Raw genomic sequence first — 22,448 nt, 5'->3', positions numbered from 1 at the left:
GACGGCACCGCCGCCTGGCCGCCCCTTCCGCCCCGTCCGCCCAACGCCCCCGCGCGTACGGGTCTTTGCTGGCTTCGAACACCGTCCGGTGCGACACGGCGCGGCCGCGCGAACCGTCAGTCGACAGGGACCAACGTGAGGTAGGCGAGGCCGAGTACACCCCGATACCCCTTCAGCCAACTCGTCCGGTGCCGGTCCACACGGTCACGCGTCTCGTCGGCCAGGGGGTGTTCGCTGTGGACGGCGAGCCACTCCTCCACGTCTGCTTGGTAACCGGACTCGAAGTCGTCCCATTCGTCAGCGTTCGCCGTCTCGATCCAGGCAGCGCGAAAGCCGGAGGCGACGGCGAGGTCGACGAGTCCGGCCAGGTCGTGAAACTCCTCGGCGCGGGCCCCCGGCCACATCGCGTCGAGTTCGGTCCGGGTCGGGGTCCGCTGCCAGAAGGTCTCGCCGAGAAGGACCCGTCCTTCGGGGCTGACCAGTCCGCGCAGCGCCCGCAGTGCGGCGGCGGTGTGCGCGGGCGGCTCCGCGCCACTGAGCGCGTGACTGGCTCCGAGACACAGCACGAGGTCGGCCGGACCGCGTTCCGTGCCGTCGGCGGACTCCTCCACGAACGTCACGCGGTCGGCCAGTCCACGAGCTCCGGCGTTCGCGCGTCCCCGTGCCAGATCCTGGGCGTTGACGTCGACGCCGAGACCGGTCGCCCCCGTCACCGCCTCCAGGGTGCGGAGCATCAACTCGCCCCACCCGCACCCGACGTCGAGGACGGTGATGGGTTCCGCCGGGGCGAGTCTGTCGACGATCCGTGCGGCTCGGGCCTCGGAAAGCGGACCCTGGAAGGTGAGGCGGGTGAGCCGCGGCGGAAGATCCTGATCATTCATGGAGCGCAACGCTAGCCTCGGCACGGCGGCCGGCGACATCGAGTTTCCCGGGGCCGTCGCCTCAGCGGATGCTCCACACCTGGTTCGGCTGGGTGCCGCCACCGCCGTAGCAGTCCCAGATCTGGATGCGGGTCCCCGCCGCTGTGCCACGCTCCACGGCGTCCAGGCACTTCCCGGAGTTGGTGTTGACGAAGGTGCCGTCGGCGTTGGTCTGCCACTTCTGCGCGCCCAGCCCGTTGCAGGACCACAACTGGACGACCGTGCCGTTGGCGGTGCGTCCGCCGGAGACGTCGAGGCACTTGCCGGTCCCCGGGTTCACCAGCGCTTCGCCCTGGCGGGCCCACTTCTGCGCTGCGGCGCCGTTGCAGTCCCAGAGTTGAACGACGGTGCCGTCCGCGGCCGCTCCGTTCTTCACGTCCAGGCAGCGGCCGCCGCCCTGGCCCACGATGGTGTTGCCCGCCGGAGGCGGTGTGGTGCCGCCTCCCCCGTCGGTGGCGAAGGAGAAGGCGTCCACCGCCAGACCCTGGCCGCCCACCCAGGGTTCGAAGCCGAACTGGACGCTCGTGAGGTACCACGCCTTGTCGACGTATCCGCGGCCGGCCGCGTCACCGGTGAAGTCCGCGATGTGCACGTCCAGTGGGTTGGTGCCCTGCCGGCGCACGTAGGAGACCACGTTCCAGGAGATGCCACCGTTGGACAGCCGCCCCTCCCAGACGTCGTATCCGGCGCCTCCGACCGTCGCGGTGCCGATCCTCGAACCGGCGGGCTGCGGCGGACCGGAGTGGGCGCCCCAGATCATGATCTCGGCGCCGTTGTTCTGCCCGGCCGGGTTGGGCGAGGAGTCGAGCCAGATGTCGTACGCCGCGTCCCAGGAACCGCCGGTGGTGCGGTAGGAGACGGTGCTGCGCGGGTCCTTGAAGGCGCTGACCTGAACCGGGAGACCGCTGCCCGTGCTGCAGTTGCCGTAGTGGCAGCCCGCGTAGATCGACGGGTACGCGGCGGGGGCGCCGTTCGTCGGGACGTTGTGGCTCGCCGTGCTGATGTTGAAGCCGGTGCCGGTGACGGTGAGGCACTGTGGGGTGTCGTCACCCCACTCGTTGTTCTGCACGACGTACTTGCCGCCGGCGATCGGCGTACTGCCGAACTTGTCGCACAACACCGTGTCGGCGCTCGCCGTTCCGCCGGCCACCAGGGACAGCGCTGCGGCGAGTATCAGCGCCGCGAGCGCACCCAGTGCGGCACGCGCACCTGAGCGGAGAGGGATCATCGGGGACTCCTTGAAGAGGCGTGGGGGGTGAGGAGCAACTCGTCCCGCTTCGGTCGCGGTGCGCCGGGAACGACATGGGTCGCCAGGCCGTTCCCGGCGCACCGCAACAGCACGACGTGCCATGTGCAGCGTGCGATGCGCAGGCCGGAACGAGGCGGATCGGACAACGTCTCTAACCGGCCCGGCAGTTCAGGACGGGCGTACCGGCGCCGCCCGGCGCGGCACCGAAACCGAAGCCGGTCGAAGCGCCCGCCGCGATGGCGCCGTTGTGGTCGGCGTTGCTCGCGGTCACCGTCCTGCCGACCTGGCTGTAGGAGGCGTTCCACATTCCGGAGACGGTCTGGTTGCCCGGCCAGTCCCATGTGACCTGCCAGGACTTGGTCGCCGAGGTACCCGTGTTGGTGACCGTGATGTCGCCGTTGAACCCGCTGCCCCAGTCACTGCTGACCTTGTAGGTGGCCTTGCAGCCGGCGGAGCCGCCCCCGGTACCCGTGGTCGTCGCGGCCACCGGCGCGGACGCCGGGGAGGTGTTGCCGGCCGCGTCGCGGGCCCGCACCGTGTAGTCGTAGCGGGTCCCGGCGGTGAGGCCCGTGTCGGTGAAGGACGTGCCGGTGACCTGACCGACCCTGCCCGTGCCCCGGTAGACGTCGTAGCCCGCCACCCCGGTGTCGTCCGTGGACGCCTTCCACGACAGCGACACACTCGACGAGGTGGTACCGGTGACGGCCAGTGAAGTCGGTGTCGAGGGCGCGGTCGTGTCTCCGCCTCCCCCTCCCCCGCCTCCGGTGAAGCCCGGGGCCTTGACGGTGGCGAGGTAGCCGTCCTTGACCGTGTCCACGGTCTGCCAGTCGTCCTTGAGGATGCCACCGGTGTCGCCGGAGTCCGGGTTCCACGACCAGAAGGTCCAGTTGAAGCTGTCGGCGCCGTACGTGTTCGTGGGGCGCAGGTAGTCGACGAGAGCCGCGAGCCACTTCTGGTCCACCGCCGACTGGAGGGTGGTGCCGAACTCGCCGAGCCAGACGGGGGCGATGTTCTGTTTGAAGATGTAGCCCCAGTTCTTGTCCCAGATGGCCGGCATGTTCGCCGGGAACGACGGGTCGCTGAACCACGGTTGCTGCGCGACGCTGGTGGCGTAGTCGTGAGCCGAGTAGACGAGGCGGTCGGCGACGCTCAGCCGCACCGGTGCGGTGGCGACCCCGGCGAGGTTGCCGCCCCACCAGTTGCTCTGGCCGTTCACCGTCTGCACGCCCTCGACGAAGATCAGCAGGCTGGGGTTGGCGGACAGGACCGCGTTGCCGGCCCGTTCGGCGGCGAGCCGCCAGTCGACGCTCGTGTCTCCGCATCCCCAACAGGCGGGGTCGTGCGGCTCGTTGTGCAGATCGATGCCGATCACCGCCGTGTTGCCCTGGTAGCGCGCCGCCAGGGCCTTGAGGTCGGAGATCCAGGTCGTCTCGGGAACGGCGGAGGTGTACCAGAGCGCCGACTGGGCCGAGGAGTCGGGCCGATGACGGTCGAGCACGACCTTCAGGCCGATCGACCCCGCGTAGTCGACGATCTTGTCCATCACCTGGAGCGAGTTGAGGCCCTGCAGGTCGGTGTTCAGGCCGTTGGCGTAGGTGATGCCGTTGGGCTGGGTGCCCTTGAAGATGTCGTCGCTGTAGGGCAGCCGGATGGTGTTGTATCCCAGGGACTTCATCTGGTCGATCATCGACTTGTAGTCGCGCGACCAGAGGCCGTGCGCAACATAGTTGGCCGTCTCGAACCCGAACCAGTTGACGCCGGCCATCCGCACCGGCTGGTTCTGCGCGTCGAGGATCCGGCGACCGTCGGTGTGCCAGTAGCCGGCGCCGGAGGCGGCTGCCGCACTCGGCGAGAGCGAGGGCGAGGGGGCGGCGGCGGCCTGCGCGGGTCCTGCCGCCGTGACCGGGACGAGAGCGGTGAGGGTCGCGCTGAGGAACGCGACCAGGGCGCGTCTGACACGGTAGCGGGGTGGGTGACGCATGGTGGGGGTCCTTTCCGGGTGGGAGCGCTCCCATTCTTGGGCGCACGTCTCCGGACGGGCAGGCGGGTGGGCATCCGGCATGGCGGCTCCCGCAGACCGGCAGGAGTGTCCCGCTCCCGACGGCCGGCTCATCGAAGCCGGACTGCGCACATGGAAGCCACTAAGCGTGTCCGCGTCAATACTTCACGCAGCGATCCCGTCCGTTCGCGGAGTTGTCGGCCACGGGTCGCGCCCGTTTCGGCCAAACCCGCGCCCCTCGCGCCATCGGGGGCATGACACCCACCTACCGCGTTCTCCACCGAGCGCCTGGAAGACCTCCCGCCTCGCCGCACATACCGCGACCTGCCGCGCACGCTCGCAGCACCCCCACCCGGCCATCGACACCGAAGTGATGACCCGACGGACCGTCAAGAACCCACTCGCGGCAAGGGTGTTGACATCCATGGTTCGAGCGCCGCACCTTGGGAGCGCTCCCACGTTCGGTGCCCCTGTCCCCGCCGTCACCTCAGCGACCGGGCACCGTCCGCACGCCACGACGAAAACGCCGGGCCCCCGCCCGGTCGACGCCGCGGCGCGCCCCGGTTCGACAACCTGTCGGTGCCACTCTGCGCGACGCACACGGTCGCACCTTCGTCATGCCCGCACGCAACGCCTGTCCGGCGGTCTTCCGTCCGGTGTGCCCGGGACGCGGCACACCCGACGGTCGCCGCCGTCCCCGCACACCGACCGTACTTGCCCGCTCCCCCCAGGAGATGACCGATGCCTTCCCGTAGACCCGACTCCACCGTGCGCCGAAACGGACCGAAGCGGACCGCCGCTCTGGCCGTCGGCGCCCTCCTCGGAGCCCTCTCCATCACCGCCCTCCCCACCACCGCGACCGCAGCCGCCAAACTCGACAACCCCTATGCCGGCGCGAAGGCGTACGTGAACCCCGACTGGTCGGCCAAGGCCGCTGCCGAGCCGGGCGGTTCGGCCATCTCCGACCAGCCGACCTTCGTCTGGCTGGACCGGATGGCCGCGATCCAGGGCACCGCCGACGCCCGCGGTCTGAAGGCGCACCTCGACGCGGCGAAGGCCCAGGGCGCCAACCTCGTCCAACTGGTCATCTACGACCTGCCGGGCCGGGACTGCGCGGCCCTCGCCTCCAACGGCGAACTCGGCCCAGACGACCTGGCCACCTATCAGAGCGACTACATCGACCCGATCGCCGCGATCCTCGCCGACCCGGCCTACGCGAGCCTTCGGATCGTCAACCTGATCGAGCCCGACTCGCTGCCCAACCTCGTGACGAACGCGGGAGGCACCGCCGGCTCCACGCCCCAGTGCGCCACCATGAAGGCGAACGGCAACTACGAGAAGGGTGTCGGCTACGCCCTGCACAAGCTCGCCGCCCTGCCCAACGCCTACAACTACATCGACGCCGGCCACCACGGCTGGCTCGGCTGGGACAGCAACCTCACGCCGTCGGCCCAGGAGTTCAAGAAGGCCGCCACCACCAACGGCGCGACCGTGAGCGACGTGACGGGCTTCATCGTCAACACCGCCAACTACTCCGCCACCAAAGAGCCGTACGTCAAGGTGACGGACACGGTTGGCGGTCAGACGGTGCGCCAGTCCAAGTGGATCGACTGGAACCAGTACGACGACGAGAGCTCGTACGCGCAGGGGCTGCGCACCGCGCTCGTCGCGCAGGGCTTCGACTCCGGTATCGGCATGCTCATCGACACCTCGCGCAACGGTTGGGGCGGTTCGGCCCGTCCGACCGGTCCCGGCCCGACGACGAGTGTCGACGCCTATGTGGACGGCGGTCGCATCGACCGGCGCATCCACGCCGGCAACTGGTGCAACCAGAGCGGGGCAGGCCTCGGCGAGCGCCCGGCGACCGCACCCGACAGCGGGATCGACGCCTATGTGTGGGCCAAGCCTCCGGGCGAGTCCGACGGGGCGAGCCAGGCCGTCGACAACGACGAGGGCAAGGGCTTCGACCGGATGTGCGACCCCACGTACACCGGGAACGGGCGGAACGGGAACAACCTCACCGGAGCCCTGTCCAACTCCCCGCTCGCCGGGCACTGGTTCTCCGCCCAGTTCCGCCAGCTGCTCGCCAACGCCAACCCGCCGGTGAGCGGGGGCGGCGGTGGCGGCGACACGCAGGCCCCGACCGTTCCCGGCGGTCTCACGGTCAGCTCCACGACGAGCAACAGCGCCGGCCTGAGCTGGAGCGCGTCCACGGACAACACCGCGGTGACGGGATACGACGTCTACCGCGACGGCACCAAGGTCGGCAGCGCCACCACCACGTCCTACACCGACAGTGGGCTCTCCGCCTCCACCACCTACGCGTACACCGTCAAGGCCAAGGACGCGGCCGGTAACGTCTCGGCCTCGTCCACAGCGGTGTCCGCGACCACCAAGGCATCGGGCGGAGGAGGAGGCACCTCGGGCCTCAAGGCGCAGTACAAGAACAACGACTCGTCCACCGGCGACAACGGGATCAGGCCCGGTCTCAAGCTCGTCAACAGCGGTTCCGGTGCCGTCGATCTGTCCAAGGTGACCATCCGCTACTGGTTCACCGGGGAGTCCTCCTCCGCCGGCTACCAGACGTTCTGTGACTGGGCGCAACTCGGCTGCTCCACGGTGAAGAGTTCGGTGGGTACCGTCTCCCCGAGCCGCACGGGCGCCGACCACTACCTGGAGGTGGGCTTCACCTCCGGTTCGCTGGCCGCCGGTGCGGACAGCGGTGATCTCCAGTTGCGCCTGGCGAAGTCGGACTGGTCGAACTTCGACGAGTCGAACGACTACAGCCGCGGCGCCAACAGTTCCTACGCGGACGCGGCGAAGGTGACCGTGTACGTGGCGGGCACGCTCGTCTGGGGCACCGAGCCGTAGACCGGGCGGAGTGAAGAGGGGGCCGGGGCGGCGACGTTCCGGTCCCCACGCCGTCCGTTCACCCGCGTACGGGTGGTCCGGCACGCGGTGGGCGGCGGCGGCCGTCCACCACCGACAGGATGAGCGGGGCGCCCTGTCGCTCCGTCGGCCGCCCGGCTCTCGTCAGCGGACCGTCATCCGGTCCTCCGCGGGGGGAAGCGCGTCCTGGCGTCGACCGTATGGGCGCGCATCACCCGCTCGGCGCGATCGCCGTCGCCGAGTGCGATGGCGGCGATCAGCTCGCGATGTTCCGCCCAGGCCTGGTGGACGACGGGGGCGTAGTAGCGGCGAACCCTGCGATCGACGTGAACGGCCAGCTCGTCCAGTACCGCGTTGCCCGCCAGCTCCCGCACACAGGCGTGGAACGTGGCGTTCGCGTCGACCGCGGCTTCCACGTCGTCGGCCACGACGGCTGCTTCGCCCGTGGCACACAGGTCGTCCAGTCGGTCCAAGCCGGCGGCGGACGAGCCGACCGCCGCCAACCGGGCGGCCTCGGTCTCCAACAGTGCGCGGACGCCGAACAGTTGGTCGGTCTCGTCGTCGGTCGGCGTGTGGACGAACGCCCCCTTGGCGGGCCGCAGGTCGACCCAGCCCTCGGTGTTGAGTCGCTGCAGTGCCTCGCGCACGGGCTGCCGGGAGACACCCAAGTGGCGCGCGAGTTCGTCCTCCACCAGATGTCGGCCAGGGGGCAGCGCCTGCGAGCTGATCAGCTCCAGCAGTGCCTCGTACACCCGGTCGCGCTGCGGCTCCGGGCGCGCCAGCCTGGGCAGTGATCCATGAGGCAGCCCCTCGAACAACATCTCGGCCTCCACTGATCCATCTCGCTCCCCAATCTAGGCACCTCGCCAGGCGGGGGAAAGGGCCTCGCCAAGACCGGCTCCCGAGATGAGCGGACGAGAAGGACGGACGACTCAGCCCGTCACCGGGCGATCGTCGAGGGCGAGGGTCCAGGTCTGGCCCACGAGGTCGTGACCGAAGCTGTGATGGGGTTCCTGGTCGGTGAGGGTGAAGCCGAAGCGTTCGTAGATCCTGCGCGCCGGCACGAGGACGTCGTTGGTCCACAGCGTCACCCGGCGGTACCCGGCCTCGCGAGCGAAGTCGAGGCACTCCCCGACGAGACGGGGGCCGAGGCCGAGGCCCCGCGCGTCCGGAGTGACGAGCAGGATACGCAGCTTGGCGACACCGGGCCGGTCACCGTCGACGAGAAAGACGCAGCCCGCACGCCGGCCGTCGACCTCGGCGATCCAGGCTGCTTCCCTGTCCGGGTCGTGCTTGGCCGCGAACTCGGCGACGATCTTGGCCACGAGGACCTCGAAATCGGTGTTCCAGCCGAACTCCTGGTCGTAGACCTCCCCATGAGCCATCACCGCCCATCCGAGGTCGCCGGGCCGGTCGGCGCGGCGGACCACGACATGCCGTTCGGCTCGCTGCTCCGACATCGGTCAACCCCTATTGCTCAAGACCTCATGCTACTGACACGAGTGTGTCAGTAGCTTTAGGCTAGGTCCGTGTCCACCAGAACAGCAACCCCTTCCGCGCGCCAGGTCGAACTGCTGGAGGCCGCCTACGGGTACGCGCTCACCCACGGCCTGGCCGGTCTGTCGCTGCGCCCGCTCGCCGAGGCCATCGGCTCCAGCACCCGGGTGCTGATGTTCCTGTTCGGCAGCAAGGACGGTCTCGTACGGGCGCTCCTGGAGCGGGCGCGTGCCGATGAGCTGGCGCTGCTGGACCGCCTCAGCCAGGCCGACAAGCCCGTCGGCCTGGTGCCGGCGGCCGACCAGGTGTGGACGTGGTTGGCCGCCGACGAACACCGTGCGCTGCTGCGGCTCTGGGCCGAGGCCTACGCCCGTTCCCTCGTCGAGCCCGGGGGCGCCTGGGCCGGCTTCGCCCGCACCACCGTGAACGACTGGCTCGACGTACTCGCAGGCTGCCAACCGCCCGCGGAACGCGACAGCGACGACGGTGCCACCCGCCGCACCCTGGCCCTCGCGACACTCCGGGGCGCGCTGCTCGACCTCCTCGCCACCGACGACGAGCCCCGCGTCAGCGCCGCTGTCCGGAAGCAGCTGGAGCTGCTGCGCCCCTCACGCGCGAACGACGCCGAGCCTGGATAGGCCGATCCCGCCCGCCCGTTCAGGGTGCCGTCCTCCCATAGCGCGTGAGGACGGCGGCGCCCGCCCGGTCGGCCGACAGACAGTCCAGGTACACAGGCAGCTCGTTCGCGGGGAAGAGCCGTTCTCCGGTGCCGAGCACCGTGGGGAAGGTAAGGAGCCGGTACTCGTCGACCAGGTCCTCGGCCATGAGCGTGCGGACGACGCTCAGGCTGCCGGTGACGATCACGTCCCGCCGCTCGTGTTTGACCGCGTCGACGAGGTCCCCCTCGACGACCTCCGAGTTGGCCCAGGCCGACACGTCGGTCAGGGTGCGGGAGGCGACCCGTTTCGGTACGGCGTTCATCCGCGCGGAGAACGGGTCGTCGCGTTCCGGCCAGAGCCGCGAGAACAGGTGCCAGGTCCTGCGCCCCAGCAGCATGACTCCCTCGTCCAGCACGCTCCCGAGCCGGAACTTGTCCCCGGCGACCGTCTCGGGGCCGTGCCGGAAGGCCCAGCCGCCGGTCGGCGTGCCGGCGGACCCGTCCGGGTCGGACACGATCCCGTCCAGGGTGATGAACTCAATGACGATGACGCTCACGATGGGTGTCCCTTCGATCGATGCTCACCCGTACGTACCGAGGACATCGGCTCGACTCATCGCTCCCGGCGGAACTCGTCGGAGGAAATCCGCCCCGGCAGACCGAAGGCCTCGAAGACCCGCGGGTCGGCGAACACCGTGTTGCGTGCGACCCGGCCGTCGGTGACGGCGAGGACCTGGAGCGTGTGCAGCCGGTGCCCGCCCCCGGGGTCCGGCGCGTACGCGGCAAGTGCCGGCCGGCCGTTGGCGGTGAGCCGCCTCATCCCCCAGCCCGTCCCCCGCATGTCGAAGACCCGCCGCATGAACAGCCCGTAGTCGCGGCTGCCCTGGTACCAGAGCGGCACCGGCGGCATCTCCAGGACGACCTCGTCGGTCAGGAGCCGCACCAGCGCCGGTACGTCGGCCGCCTCGAACGCCCGCATGTACCGCTGGATCACCGTGTTCACCTCGGGATCCTCCGGCTCGGTGACCTCCCCCGCGTCGCCCACGTCCGCGAGCGCGGCACGGGCCCGCTGCAGGGCACTGTTGACGGACGCGGCCGTGGTCCCCAGTTGCTCGGCCACCTCGGCGGCACTGAACTGCAGTACCTCGCGGAGCACGATCACGGCCCGCTGCCGCGGTGACAGGATCTGCATCGCCGCGACCAGCGCGAGCCGCATGTCGGCTCGCACCGCGATGTCGAACCGCGCGTCGGGGAACGGCTGCAGCCAGGGCATGTCGAAGTCGGGCGTCAGCGGCGCCCCGGGATCGTCACTCGGCCTGCCCAGCCCGGACGGGAGCGGGCGTCTGGCACGCCCCTCCAGCGCGGTCAGGCACACGTTGGTCGCGATCCGGTACAGCCAGGTCCGTACGGACGCGCGCGTGGGGTCGTACCGGTCGCGCGCCTTCCACGCGCGCAGCATCGTGTCCTGCACCAGATCCTCGGCATCGTGGAACGAGCCCGTCATCCGGTAGCAGTACGCCACCAGCTCACCTCGGTACGGCTCGAAGTCCATCGGGCCATCATGGCCGAGGCGAACGGCGGGTTCGGCATCGCACACCCCAGCGTCCTCTTGCCCGCCTGCCCGCATCCGGGACCGGTGGGCCGGTCAGCGGCCGAAGGTGTCCGCGAACCTGCGCCCGTCGACGACGGGGTAGCCGAAGTCCTTGGCGCTGAAGGCCGTCGCGGAGGTGCTCGTCAGGCCCGCGGTCGTGCCGCGCAGCACCCAGGCCGCCCCGTCGTCGTATCCGCCGGGCAGGACGTCCTCCCCGTACGCGCCGATCGCGAGGTCGGCCTTTCCGTTGCGGTTGATGTCGCGCAGCCGCACCGAGGAGCCGAAGTGGTCCCCCGCCTCCGCGGCGCCCGGCACACCCGGTGTGGCCTGGTGGAAGGACTGTGCCCCGCTCGTACTGAGGCCGTTCCAACTGCCCTTCAGAAGAACGATGTTGCCGACGTAGCGGACGCCGTCCACCGTCTCGTCCGGGGCGCCGACCGCGACGTCGGCGCGGCCGTCGCCGGTCGCGTCCCCCACCGCCACGGCCGCCCCGAAGTTGTCGTACGCCTCGTCGGTGCCCGGCACGCCCGCGCTGGCCTGGGTGTAGGTCGTGCCCGTGACAGGGAGGCCGGTCGGGCTTCCGTACCTGACGGTGAACGAACCGCCCTTGCCGACGGCCGTGTTGCCGGTGACCAGGTCGTCGTAACCGTCGCCGTTGATGTCTCCGCCCGCCACGGCCGCCGAGGACACGGTGCCTCCGGGGTCGGTGCCCGCGGCCAGGGCCGAGTACGAGTAGCCGATGTCCCCGGGCCCGCCGCGCAGGAGGCCGACGTACGGGGTGGAGGTGATGCCGCTCGCGTCCTGGATCCTGCCGTGCACCACGAAGTCGTTGCCGTCGGTGGCGGAGAAACGGCCGGCGACGACACCGTCCAGTCGCACCCCGGGCGGCAGGAAGTCGACCTCCGGGGCCAGTGCGCCGTCCTGGGTGGGCTTCCCCTCGCCGTACCACCAGAAGGTGTCGTCGCCCACGACGACGAGGTTGTCCCCGCCGTCGCCGTCCAGGTCGGCGAAGGCCGCGCCCTCACCGAACCCGGATGCCTCGCCGGTCGGGGCGGTGAGTGACATACCGCCCGATGTGAAGGGCTTCGCCCCGCCCCAGATGATGGTGACCGAGCCGCGCGGCTTGCCGGTGACCTCCTCGCCGGGTGCGCCGACGATCAGGTCGGCGTAGCCGTCGCTGTTGACGTCGCCACTGGTGACGTTCTCGCCGAACCTGTCCACGCTCTCCGACACACCCGGAACACCGGGCGTGTTCTGCGTGACGTTCACCGAGCGCGCGGGGCTGACTCCGGAGGCCGAGCCGAAGACCACCGTGACCGTGCCCCCGCTCGCCTTGGGGGTGCCGATGGCCAGATCGCGGTAGCCGTCCCCGTTGAAGTCGTAGGTGAGCACGGCCGGGGTCCCGACGGCGGCCGGGGCGCCGAGCCCCGCGACGGCGAGAGCGACGGCCGTCGAGACGGCGAGAGTACGTGCGCGCAAGGTGACGCTCCCTGTGTGTGGAACTGCAATCGCCGCTTCGGGCTTCGGTGATCTACGACTTCACGGATGGCCAAAGGGTTGTACGCACGCGACGACAGGGTGAACGTGCCGGACGAGCGCCCCCGTTGACCGGGCGTCGGAAGGACGGTGGGCCGGTGCCGGACCCGGTGGGTCACGCGACTCCCCTGACACCGAAGCCTGACGTGTGTTCATCGAACGAGCTGTCAGAGTGACGTCTTACAAGCCGAACGTGCCCGGGGAGGCATCTGCTGTGAACACCGTGCGGTCCCTGTTGCGGCGCGACGCGGGTTACGCCGCGCTCCGGAGGTCTGTGAGAGCCGCGATCGTCGCCCCGGGCCTCTTCGCCCTCACGCGGGCGGTCACGGACAGCCCCGTCGTCCCCCTCTTCGCCGCCTTCGGATCGATCGGGCTGCTGCTCTTCGTGGAGTTCGGGGGGTCCATGCGCGACCGCCTCACGGAGCAGGCGGCGTTGATCGTGACGGGAGCGGTGCTGATCTCGCTCGGCACGCTGGTGTCCCGCGAGGTGTGGCTCTCCACCGTGGCAACGGCTGTCGTGGCCTTCCTCGTGCTGTTCTCCGGAGTGGTGAGTTCGGCGTTGGCGGGTGCCTCCACCTCCCTGCTCGTCAGCTTCATCCTGGCCACCACGCTGCCCGGGTCGGTCCACGCCATCCCCGACCGGCTCATGGGATGGGGACTGGCCGGCGTGGCCTCGCTCCTGGCCATCCGCTTCCTGTGGCCGTCTCCGGTGCGCGAGCCCCTGCGGACCGCCACCGCGAGCGCGTGCGGCGCGCTCGCCGCACAGCTCAGGGCCGAGGCGGACTGCGTGCTGCGCGGCTTCGCCACGACGGACCGCATGGCCCTCGGTTCGGTCGTGGACGAGGCGAAGGACGCGGTGACGTCGCTGCGGGACACGTTCTTCGCCACTCCGTACCGGCCCACGGGCCTCTCCACGTCCACGCGGGTTCTGATCCGGCTCGTCGACGAGGTGCTGCTCCTCGCCACGATCCTGGACCGCGCGCCCGTGGGCGAGAAGGTGGGTCCCACGGACGCGATCGTCTGCGGAGTGAAGACGGCCGCATCGGATCTGCTGCGGGCGAGCGCGGAACTGCTGGCAGCGACGGACGACACCGACCCCGGAGAGCTGGCTCCGCTGCAGGAACGACTCGTCCAGGCCCGGTCGACGATGGAGAACACCGTCACCGCGTTCCGGCCGATGACCACCACCGGGCAGGATGCCGAGCGGAGCCCCGCCGACGGCCGGAGCGAACGGACGGCGACCGGGTTCGTGAGTTCGCTGGAGCCGAGCTTCCGCGCCCAGGAGATGAGCTTCGCCGTGTCCGCGATCGCGGGGAACGTCGACCTCGTCCTGGCGGCACGCCGCCGCACACTGTGGCAGAAGATCACCGGACGACGCCCCGAAGGTGCCGCCTCGCCGCTGGCGTCGGCGCAGGAACGCGCCGGGGCACATGCCGAGCGGCACTCGGTGTGGCTGCACAACAGTGTCCGGGGAGCGATCTCCCTCGCTCTCGCCGTACTCGTCGCGGAGTTGTCGGGGGTGCAGCACAGCTTCTGGGTCGCCTTCGGCACTCTGGCCGTTCTGCGCTCCAGTGCCGTACTGACCGGGCAGAACTCCCTGCGAGCGATCGCCGGCACCACCGTCGGCATCATCATCGGCGGCGGGCTCATCTACCTGATCGGGTCCAACACCACGTTCCTCTGGATCCTGCTCCCCATCGCCGTACTGTTCATGGGCTTCGCGCCGGCCACCATCTCCTTCGCGGCGGGGCAGGCCGGATTCACCGTCTCGATCCTCATCCTGTTCAACCTCCTGCAACCGACGGGCTGGACCGTGGGAATCGTGCGGATCGAGGACGTCGCGATCGGCTGTGCCGTCAGTGTCGTCGTGGGGTTGTTGTTCTGGCCCCGCGGCGCCGCGTCCGTCCTCGGTCACGCGCTGGCGGAGGGGTTCTCCGAGAGTTCCCGGTATCTGCGCAGTGCGATCGACTACGGCGTGACGCGCTGCGACGGGCTCGTGCGGACCGCTCCCGTTCCCGACGCGGAGCGGTATCGCGCCGCGGGCGCCGCACGACGACTGGACGACGCCTTCCGAAGCTTCCTCGCGGAACGGGGCACGAAGCATCTCTCGCTGACCGACGTCACGACCCTGGTGACCGCCGTGGCCGTGCTCAGGCTGACCGCCGACGCGGTACTCGACCTGTGGGAGAGGGAGACGCCCTCTCCTGCCGACCGCACCGCGGCACGCGTGGAGATCGATCGCGCGGGGGACGTGCTGGTGACCTGGTTCGAGACGACGGCGAAGGCCCTGACAGGCGTCGGCGAGGTACCGGAGGCCAGGCTCAAGGACACCGACGCCGACGAACGGCTCATCGGCGCGGTCGAGCGAGACCTCAGCGACGAGCAGAGCCGGCGTTCCTCGACCGCCATCAGGGTCGTCTGGACCGCCGACCACATCGAGGCCGCCCGACGACTGCAGCAGGGCGTACTGAGTCCCGCCCGCGCCGTGGCCAGGCTGCAGCGGGAGCACAACGCCCGCATCAGGCTGTTCCGGCCGTCCTAGACGATCCCTCGGTCTTCGTGGGCCGGAGGCAGTCGATCGCCTCCGGCCCACGGGACATCAGCCGAGCCCCACCGAGAAGATGTGCAGCTCCCCTTCCTTGGGGAGGGTGACGGACCTGATCTGCTTGCCTTCCGGCACCTCGTACGGCTTCGTGGCGAAGACGAACGCCGCGTCGCCCTTGCCGCCCGCGCTGTTGCGGTACTCCGTCCTCGCCACGACGGTGTTGCCGTAGACCGGATCGGTGCCGCCGCCCGGCCGGGTCCAGTCGCCGAAGGAGAGATCCGCCTCGGCGGTGGTGCCGTCGGTGAAGGTGATCGTGGCGCTCGCCTTGTGATCACCGTTCGTGGCCGAGCCGACGAAGGTCAGTCGCCCGGCGTCCTCGGTGCCGGCGGCGAGGTCGAGGCGCTGGCCGTTCGCGGTGATGCTGTCGGGGCGGCCCTGGGGCGGGCCGGGCCAGACGAAACTCGTCCCGGAGACGTCGACCGTCGCACCGCCCTTGAGTCCGGCCGCGGCCAGCGCCTGGCGCGAGTAGCTGTTGCCCGCGCCGTCGAGGTCGGCGCCGGCCGGCGTGTCGTCGCTCGACACACCGACGACCCCGTACGCGCCGCTCAGGGCGGCGGTGACGCCGCCCTCCTCGGCGACGAGGACGATCACCGTGCGGCGCACCGTGTCACCGCCGCGGCCCCGGACGGTGAACGGCACCTCGTAGTAACCGGGGTCCGTCCCGGCCGCCGCCTTCACGGTCAGCTCGGAGGTACCGGAACCGGTGCCCTTCGCGAGGTTCATCCTGCCGCCGGACACCGTCAGCCCCGCCGGGGCGTCCGCGGTGACCGTCAGCGTTCGGTCACGTCCGGCCAGCCGCTGTCCATGCACCGTGAGCTTCGTGCCGTCGCCGCCCGGGGACACGATCATCTGGTTCTGTGCGGCGTACGCCAGGAAGTCCTGCTCCCCTTCGCGGTACGACGGCGGCGCCGCCTGCGCGGAGGTGGCCCAGGTCCTGTCCGGCGTGCCGGACAGGTCGAAGTCCAGCAGGCCGCCCTTCGTCACCGCCGACTTGGGCAGGTACGTACGCTCGTAGTCCCGGCCGTCGAGTCGCAGCCCGTGGACGTAGGGTGTGCCGGCCGCCGCTCGCGGAGCGCGGAGGTCCAGGTCCCGGCCGCCGCCCGGGAGATCAACGACCACGCGCGGGAAGAGCGGGCTGTGCACCGACAGGTCGGCGGTGCCCGGTGTGGCGGGGTAGAGCCCCATGGCGGCCCACACGTACCAGGAGGACTGGGCTCCCAGGTCATCGTTGCCGGGCTCACCGTCAGGGGTGGGGCTGAACAGGCCGGTCGCGATCGAGCGGACCTTCTCCTGCGTCTTCCACGGCTGCCCGAGGTGGTTGTACACCCAGGGCACACCGAAGTCGACCTCGTTGCCCGCCCACATGTACGGCTCGTTGGGCCCGGCGTTGAGCTTGGCGAAGAAGGTGTCGAGCCGTTTCGCCGTGGCCTCGCGGCCACCCATGGCCTGGATCAGACCGGCGGTGTCCTGCGGAACGAGCCAGTTGTACTGGGCCGCGTTGCCCTCGTCGAAGCCGTCCTGGCCGAACTTGCCCTGCGGAGGCGGCTGGTAGCCGGGGCCGTCCGGGAAGAGACCGTCCTCGCCGCGCGGGGAGAGGTAGCCGGTCGCGGGGTTGAGGATGTTCTGCCAGTTCTGGCCGCGGCGGGTGAAGGTGCGCGCGGTGTCGCGGTCACCGGCGGCCTGTGCCAACCGCGCGATGGCGAAGTCGTCGATCGCCCACTCGAGAGTGACGGAGGCGCCCACGCGCGCGTGGTCTCCGCGCACGGTGCTGTTGTTCGCGTACCCCCGCTCCATGTAGTCCTCGACGCCCGGCCGCTCCTGGTAGGCGCCCGGCGTGCGGTCCACCGAAGTAGCGCCCTTGACCAGGTACTTCAGCGCCGTCTTGAGGTCGAAGTCGCGAGCCCCGTAGGCGTACAGGTTGGCGATCAACGGGACGGAGTTGTCGCCGGTCATCTGGCCGGTGTAGTCGTTGGCGAGGGGCCAGCGCGGCCACCAGCCGCCCTGTTCCGCGTCGTTGACGAGCGACTGCGCCATGTCACTGGCCTGCCGGGGGAACAGCATCGCCTGCAGGGGCGCGAGGGAACGGTAGGTGTCCCAGTCGGAGAAGTTGGCGTACTGCGTGCGGCCCTTGGGCAGGGTGCGGACCTCGTCGTCGAAGCCGATGTAGCGGCCGTCGGCGTCGTTGAAGGTGTTCGGGTGCATCAGCGAGTGGTAGAGGAAGGTGTAGAACATCTTCCTCTCACCGGTCTCGCCCCCGCCGATACGGATCTTCCGCAGCGCCTGCTTCCACTGGTCCCGGGTCCGCTCGCGTACGTCGTCCAGGTTCCAACCGGGCATCTCCGCGGCCATGTTGGCCTCGGCTCCGGCCACCGAGACGTACGACATGGACACTTTCGCGCGCACCGTGCGCTCTTCGCCCGTGTCGAAAGTCAGATAGGCGCCTGCCCTGGGGGCGTCCACGGCGTCGCCGCCCGCGGACACCGCTTTGCCGTCCCAGGTGCCGTGCGCGACGAACGGGCGATCGAAGGTGATCGCGTAGTGCACGGTGTACTGGTTGCCCTTGCCGCAGAAGTTGCCCGTGGTCGCGGACCCGGTGACCTGGCGGTCCCCGGAGATCTCCAGATCGGCCTTCTTGTCGCCCGCGAGGCTGCCGCCGCCCTTGACGAGAACCTGCGCCTTCTTGCCCGCATCGGCGGGGAAGGTGAACGCCGCCAGGCCCGTACGGGTGGTGGCGGTGAGTTCGGTGCGCACCTTCGATTCGTCGCCGGTGGTCACGGCGTAGTAGCCGGCCTCCGCCTGCTCGTCGGTGTGCGTGAACGGCTCGGTGCGGTCCCACGGTGCCGTGCCGACGTCCCCGGCGACCGGCAGCAGCGGCACGTCACCGAAGGCGGTACAGCCGACGGAGGCGTGGTTGAGGCTGAAGCCCTTGATCTTGCTGCTGTGGTACTGGTACCCGGCGTACGAGCCCTCCGTGTCGGGCGAGAACTGCATCATGCCGAACGGGGCGGACGGACCGGGGAAGTTGTTGATCTCACCGACCGACCCCCCGCCGTTGCCCGTTCCGACGAGCGGGTCCACGAACTCCGTCGGATCCTCGACGAGTTCAGCGCTTCCCGGCTTGGACAACGTTGTCAGAGTGGCGGAGGCGACTCCTCCCGATCCCCCGACGAGCGCCGCCACGGTGGCGGCTACGACTGCGACCTGCGTTCTGAACCGTGTCACGTGCGACTCCTGTGCAATGGCGTCCCGGCCACCACACCGTCGGTCATGCTCGCGCCAAGGTCAAGAGGCTTGCCGCGCCCGAGCGTTGGACTTCCCGTTCCGGGCCCGCGGGCCGGGTGGCTCGAACTCATCGGTGCGGAGCGGGCTTCCGGACCGCGAAGGACGAGGTCAGGAGGGTCGAGGCCCCTGCACTTCGCCGGCCGCCGACGAAGGGGCCGTGATGACAGGGAGGTTGCCGTGGTTGACCACTACGGCCGGATCCTGCCCGGCCCGCAGATGCCGCTGGAGCCGGTCCCAGGGATCGGGCACCGCCCATCGAGCTCGGCCCCGCCGGCAGTTCACCCGTTCCGGCACCCGACCAGGCCCGGAACGACACGCGGGCGGGAGCATTCTCAGGCGGCCGGGCGGGCGCAGAAGGGGTGACAGCAAGCGCGGGCTCGTGAGCACCGTTCGACCGCACCCTCCACCTGGCCCCTTCCCGGACGGCCCACCCGATCCGCCTCCCCGCTCGCAGGCGTGACGGATCGGGTGGGCGCGTGTTGCGCGAGCGGCGTGCGGTTCGCATCCGGCCGGGCCGTCTTCCGGGTTCCGGGTTCCGGGTTCCGGCCACGGAGCGGGCCGCCCTACCGCGTTCGGGTCGCCTGCACGTAGTACAGCCAAGGCCGCAGGTCACCGCGGCCGTTCGTCTCGAAGCCGGCCTCTGCGATGTGGACGTCCAGCAGATCGACACGGTTGTGCGCCATGGCATGGCCCGCGCCGCCGTGCACCATGTGACGGGCCGTCCGACTCTTCGGTGGCCGGAACTCGACGACCAAGAGCCTGCCTCCCGGCCGTAGGACGCGGTACATCTCGCGCAGCGCCGCGGGACGGACTTCCTCGGGCAGGTGGTGCAGCATCAGGCTGGTGACGACGGTGTCGAACGAGGCGTCCGGCAGCGCGAGGGCTTCGGCGATCCCCTCCTGGTAGGCGGTCGGGGCATGGCCCCGGGGCTGCTTCTTGCGGCGCGCGTAGTCCAGTACGGGCGGCGACGCGTCCACGCCGGTCACCGCGCCTTCCGGGCCGACCTGGCCGGCCATGCGCCGGGTCAGGTAGCCGGTGCCGCAGCCCACGTCCAGGACACGGTCACCTGCCTGAGCCCCGCTGAGTTCGGCGAGTCGGGTGAAGAGGCTATGGCGTCGGCCGGCGAAACAGACGTCGACGAAGAATTCGTAGGCGCGGGGCGTTGCGATGGTCACGCCGGGCGTGTCCGTGCGGGGTTTGCCCTGCATGAGGCTTCCGAGGTTCATGACCCTCCTCAATAACTTAGTCACGACTAAGTACGGACTCTAACTTAGTCCTGACTAAGAAAGGCCGCAAGGGGTCGTAGGATGGCGTCGTGACCGAGCCCCGTTCCCGCACGCGCACGCGTCTGCCCGCCGCCGAGCGCCGCGCGTCGATCCTCGCCGCGGCCACCGAGGTCTTCTCCGAGACCGGCTACCAGCGGGGAAAGGTCTCCGACATCGCCAAGCGGGTCGGAGTCACCGAGCCCGTGGTCTTCCAGAACTTCGGCTCCAAGTCCGCGCTCTACCGGGCGACGCTCGACCACGCGACCGGCGCTGTCGCCGCGCTTCTGCACGGGGCGACCGACGACGGCCGGCCCGTGTCGGAGGTACTGACGGCTTTCCTCGATCCGGCGCACATGGACCGGTACCACCAGCCCGGCGCCCACGGGTTCCTGTTCGCGGACGCCACCGCGCTGGCGCACGATCCCGAGCTCGGCGACGCGCTGCGGCAGGTACACCAGCACGTCGCCGACATGCTCGCCGGACTGCTGAGCCGTGGACAGTCCGCCGGCGACATCCGGGACGACATCGACCCGCAGACAGCGGCCTGGTGGCTCGTCTCGCTGCTGGCGGGCCGCTCCTTCCGCGCGGCCGTCGTCCCGGACCGTGAGGCCATGGAGGCCGAGCTGACGGAGCTGGCTCTGCGGTCACTGCTGCCGGACGGGTTCTCGCCCGACAAGGGCGCGCCTCCTGCCCCTTGAGGGATCCGCCGGTCGCCCTGACGACGGTCGCACCCCGGGCGGCGCCGAGTGCAGAGACGTCGGCACCGGCACCGGCCATGGCTGCTTTCCGCGCCCAGCGGTGCGGGAGGCCCACGAGGACACGACTTGCCCTCAGTGTCAGTGCGGACAGGGAGACTTGGCGCATGAACTCAGCGACCGCTCGCGACTACGCCTGGATCCGCTCCTCCTCCGTCTTCGGCTACGCGCTGGACGTCGGCTACACACTGACCCTCGTGCGCGGCGTCACTCCGGGTGCTGTTCTGGCCTTGATGGGGGCCGATCCTCAGGGCACCTGCACGGGGGCCGACGAACTGATCGAACTCCAGCAGGACCTGTTCGAGGAGACGGACTACTCGGGCGAGGCCGTCATTGCGGGTGCCTTCAGCGTGCCGGGCGAAGGCGGCGACTGGACGCTGCTCCTGCAGTTCGACGGCGGCGCCGGGAGTTGGTCGCGTTCTCTCGTACCGCTGTCGACCGCCGGCCGAGCCGTGGTGCACTCCAGCAACGGAGGCAAGCCCATCCACCTCTTCCACTGGTACGAGGACGGAGACCTTCGCACCACCTTCGAATGGGCCTCCTCCAGAGAGGGAAGCACCCCCGACGACCTCAACTCCGTGCTTCGGGAGCTGGGTTTCGATCTCGACGAGGGCGAGGACGAGACCGGCACCGGCACACCCATCGACACCAAGGCCGGAGTCTTCGCCCTGGCCGAGCGGATGACCGGCGTGCGCGTGACGGAGGACCAGCTCCGCAACGCCGAATACCAGGTCGGGCACGTTCCGGAGGAGCCCGCCGAGGAGTGGACCGGCATCGTCATCGACATCACCGACGCCAACGGAGACCGTCTGTACAAGGAAGTCAGCCGTGCCGACGTCGAGACGGCGATGGCACGTTCTCGCGTCGAGGCCGAGGCTCCGGTGGTCGTCCGAGGACCCTCGTCGTCCCCTTCCTGACCCACGGAGCAAGGACTCCTGCCGAATCAGCGGAACTCGTGGACCACGTGGATCGCGCCGACGATGTGGCTGTTGAACTCGTCAAGCTCCTCGGCCGGTACCCACAGCTCAAGGATCGTCTGTCCGCCCGCTTGTTGGACGGGATACCGCTGCACGAACTCCGACGCGACCTCGAACCGGGTCACGTAGCCGGCACCGTCGTACTTCACGTTCCAGTCACGCGCGATCTTGATGGCGTAGTCCTCGTTGAGGACGGGGTAGAAGATCGGCTGCTCCGGGAGCCTGGGTGGCCACGCCCGCCAGTCGAGGGCGCGCACCAGCTCCAGTTCCGTGGGGCCGGTCGGACGCCACAGGGTTGTTGTCGCTCGCTGACCGGTCACGGAATCGTCCTCGTACGTTCGGTGGCCTGCGCGATCGGGCCGGCCGGGAGCCCACGACACTACGTGCGGCCTCCCGGCGGAGCGAGGGAGTTTCTGGCCCCCCGCAATCGAGCACCGCCGCCCCGACCACGTGACGCACTCGGGTCGGTGCGGGTCTCCCCCGCAGGGTGGACGTCGATGAGCAGGAGATCTCCACCCGGGATTCCACCCTCGGGTCCAGGCATCGAAGGGCCTGTCACAGCAGGCTTGGGGGCATGACGACATCCGATTGGTTCACCGACATCGCCCTGATTCTCGTTGTGTTCCGGCAGCTGCGGGAGGGCCGTCTCGATCTCAAGTCCTTCCTCATCCCGCTGGGCATCGTGGCGTTCGTGGCGCATACGTACCTCGACTCCATCCCCACGGCTGGCAACAACCTGGTGCTGATCGGCACGCTGATGGGCGCAGGCGCCGCGCTCGGTGTCGCCGGTGGCGTCTACACACGCATACGCTCCGCGGGCGGACACCTGTTGATCAAGGCCGGTGCGGTCTCGGCGATCCTGTGGGTGGTCGGCATGGGGGCCCGGATGGGCTTCCAACTGTGGGTCGAACACGGCGGCGGCAGCGACGATGTCGCCCGCTTCAGCGTCGCCCACCACATCACCAGCGACCATGCCTGGGTCGCCGCGTTCGTCCTGATGGCGCTCACCGAGGTGGTCACCAGGCTGGCCACGATCTTCGTACGGAGCCGGATGACTGTCCGAGCCCAGCCGGCCCCGGTGACAGGCCGCGAGGCGTCCGTCGTTCACACCATGGTCTGACCGTAGGACTCCCCCGACCGCGAACACCGGCACGCAAGGGACTCAAGTCCCGTGGCGGAGCGGGCGGATGTCCTCGCCTATCGGCCGCAGGACGGAAGGACCGCC

Annotated in this window: 17 protein-coding genes; 6 read left to right on the top strand and 11 right to left on the bottom strand. The window is 70.1% G+C overall.

From position 1 onward, the window contains the following. Nucleotides 1–116 precede the first annotated feature (116 nt). The 3 genes from ACIRQH_RS11645 to ACIRQH_RS11635 all read right to left on the bottom strand — a co-directional run bounded on the left by ACIRQH_RS11645 (nucleotide 117) and on the right by ACIRQH_RS11635 (nucleotide 4,150). On the bottom strand, nucleotides 117–881 hold the full coding sequence (locus ACIRQH_RS11645) for an SAM-dependent methyltransferase (RefSeq protein WP_404225414.1): 765 nt from the start codon (nucleotides 879–881) through the stop codon (nucleotides 117–119). Nucleotides 882–942: 61 nt separating this feature from the next. Next, the gene (locus ACIRQH_RS11640) at nucleotides 943–2,148 is read right to left on the bottom strand and encodes an RICIN domain-containing protein (RefSeq protein ID WP_404225412.1); all 1,206 of its coding nucleotides are present in this window, start codon (nucleotides 2,146–2,148) and stop codon (nucleotides 943–945) included. A 172-nt stretch (nucleotides 2,149–2,320) separates the two neighbouring features. Further along, nucleotides 2,321–4,150, bottom strand: a complete 1,830-nt coding sequence (locus ACIRQH_RS11635; protein ID WP_404225410.1) for a cellulase family glycosylhydrolase — start codon at nucleotides 4,148–4,150, stop codon at nucleotides 2,321–2,323. 759 nt (nucleotides 4,151–4,909) lie between these two features. On the opposite strand from ACIRQH_RS11635, the gene ACIRQH_RS11630 reads away from it, so the two are divergent. Beyond that, nucleotides 4,910–7,039 (top strand): glycoside hydrolase family 6 protein, encoded by a 2,130-nt coding sequence (locus ACIRQH_RS11630; RefSeq protein ID WP_404225408.1) that lies wholly within the window; start codon nucleotides 4,910–4,912, stop codon nucleotides 7,037–7,039. Nucleotides 7,040–7,212: 173 nt separating this feature from the next. Here ACIRQH_RS11630 and ACIRQH_RS11625 read toward each other — a convergent pair whose 3' ends face one another. Further along, a complete protein-coding gene (locus tag ACIRQH_RS11625) occupies nucleotides 7,213–7,878 on the bottom strand; it encodes a GntR family transcriptional regulator (RefSeq protein WP_358816131.1) in 666 nt (221 codons plus the stop codon). A gap of 111 nt (nucleotides 7,879–7,989) precedes the next feature. Then, complete coding sequence (locus tag ACIRQH_RS11620; RefSeq protein ID WP_358816130.1) at nucleotides 7,990–8,517, bottom strand: GNAT family N-acetyltransferase; 528 nt, start codon at nucleotides 8,515–8,517, stop codon at nucleotides 7,990–7,992. A gap of 69 nt (nucleotides 8,518–8,586) precedes the next feature. Between ACIRQH_RS11620 and ACIRQH_RS11615 the strand changes: the two genes are divergently transcribed. Next, the gene (locus ACIRQH_RS11615; protein WP_358816129.1) at nucleotides 8,587–9,192 is read left to right on the top strand and encodes a TetR/AcrR family transcriptional regulator; all 606 of its coding nucleotides are present in this window, start codon (nucleotides 8,587–8,589) and stop codon (nucleotides 9,190–9,192) included. A gap of 19 nt (nucleotides 9,193–9,211) precedes the next feature. On the opposite strand, the gene ACIRQH_RS11610 is transcribed toward ACIRQH_RS11615, so the two are convergent. The 3 genes from ACIRQH_RS11610 to ACIRQH_RS11600 form a co-directional block, all read right to left on the bottom strand. Beyond that, a complete protein-coding gene (locus ACIRQH_RS11610) occupies nucleotides 9,212–9,769 on the bottom strand; it encodes a dihydrofolate reductase family protein (protein WP_404225405.1) in 558 nt (185 codons plus the stop codon). Between the two features lie 56 nt (nucleotides 9,770–9,825). Continuing rightward, the gene (locus ACIRQH_RS11605; RefSeq protein WP_388873245.1) at nucleotides 9,826–10,764 is read right to left on the bottom strand and encodes a sigma-70 family RNA polymerase sigma factor; all 939 of its coding nucleotides are present in this window, start codon (nucleotides 10,762–10,764) and stop codon (nucleotides 9,826–9,828) included. A gap of 93 nt (nucleotides 10,765–10,857) precedes the next feature. Beyond that, nucleotides 10,858–12,282 (bottom strand): FG-GAP repeat protein, encoded by a 1,425-nt coding sequence (locus ACIRQH_RS11600; RefSeq protein WP_388873248.1) that lies wholly within the window; start codon nucleotides 12,280–12,282, stop codon nucleotides 10,858–10,860. Between the two features lie 331 nt (nucleotides 12,283–12,613). Between ACIRQH_RS11600 and ACIRQH_RS11595 the strand changes: the two genes are divergently transcribed. Beyond that, the gene (locus ACIRQH_RS11595) at nucleotides 12,614–14,881 is read left to right on the top strand and encodes an FUSC family protein (RefSeq protein WP_404225403.1); all 2,268 of its coding nucleotides are present in this window, start codon (nucleotides 12,614–12,616) and stop codon (nucleotides 14,879–14,881) included. A 57-nt stretch (nucleotides 14,882–14,938) separates the two neighbouring features. On the opposite strand, the gene ACIRQH_RS11590 is transcribed toward ACIRQH_RS11595, so the two are convergent. Then, entirely contained in the window at nucleotides 14,939–18,166 is a 3,228-nt protein-coding gene (locus tag ACIRQH_RS11590) for a GH92 family glycosyl hydrolase (protein WP_404225401.1), read from the bottom strand. Nucleotides 18,167–18,789: 623 nt separating this feature from the next. Further along, on the bottom strand, nucleotides 18,790–19,452 hold the full coding sequence (locus ACIRQH_RS11585; RefSeq protein WP_388873257.1) for a class I SAM-dependent methyltransferase: 663 nt from the start codon (nucleotides 19,450–19,452) through the stop codon (nucleotides 18,790–18,792). An 89-nt stretch (nucleotides 19,453–19,541) separates the two neighbouring features. On the opposite strand from ACIRQH_RS11585, the gene ACIRQH_RS11580 reads away from it, so the two are divergent. After that, on the top strand, nucleotides 19,542–20,189 hold the full coding sequence (locus ACIRQH_RS11580; protein WP_358816122.1) for a TetR/AcrR family transcriptional regulator: 648 nt from the start codon (nucleotides 19,542–19,544) through the stop codon (nucleotides 20,187–20,189). Between the two features lie 164 nt (nucleotides 20,190–20,353). Further along, a complete protein-coding gene (locus ACIRQH_RS11575; protein ID WP_404225399.1) occupies nucleotides 20,354–21,163 on the top strand; it encodes a DUF6461 domain-containing protein in 810 nt (269 codons plus the stop codon). 26 nt (nucleotides 21,164–21,189) lie between these two features. Here ACIRQH_RS11575 and ACIRQH_RS11570 read toward each other — a convergent pair whose 3' ends face one another. Next, the gene (locus ACIRQH_RS11570; protein WP_404225397.1) at nucleotides 21,190–21,543 is read right to left on the bottom strand and encodes a hypothetical protein; all 354 of its coding nucleotides are present in this window, start codon (nucleotides 21,541–21,543) and stop codon (nucleotides 21,190–21,192) included. A 254-nt stretch (nucleotides 21,544–21,797) separates the two neighbouring features. On the opposite strand from ACIRQH_RS11570, the gene ACIRQH_RS11565 reads away from it, so the two are divergent. Then, the gene (locus ACIRQH_RS11565; protein WP_404225395.1) at nucleotides 21,798–22,343 is read left to right on the top strand and encodes a hypothetical protein; all 546 of its coding nucleotides are present in this window, start codon (nucleotides 21,798–21,800) and stop codon (nucleotides 22,341–22,343) included. Nucleotides 22,344–22,448: the final 105 nt, after the last annotated feature.

Source organism: Streptomyces sp. NPDC102279 (assembly GCF_044766365.1).
In the GTDB taxonomy this organism is placed as follows: Bacteria; Actinomycetota; Actinomycetes; order Streptomycetales; family Streptomycetaceae; genus Streptomyces.
The sequence above is the reverse complement of the archived record's forward strand: the minus strand, read 5'-3'. Positions and strand labels throughout refer to the sequence as shown.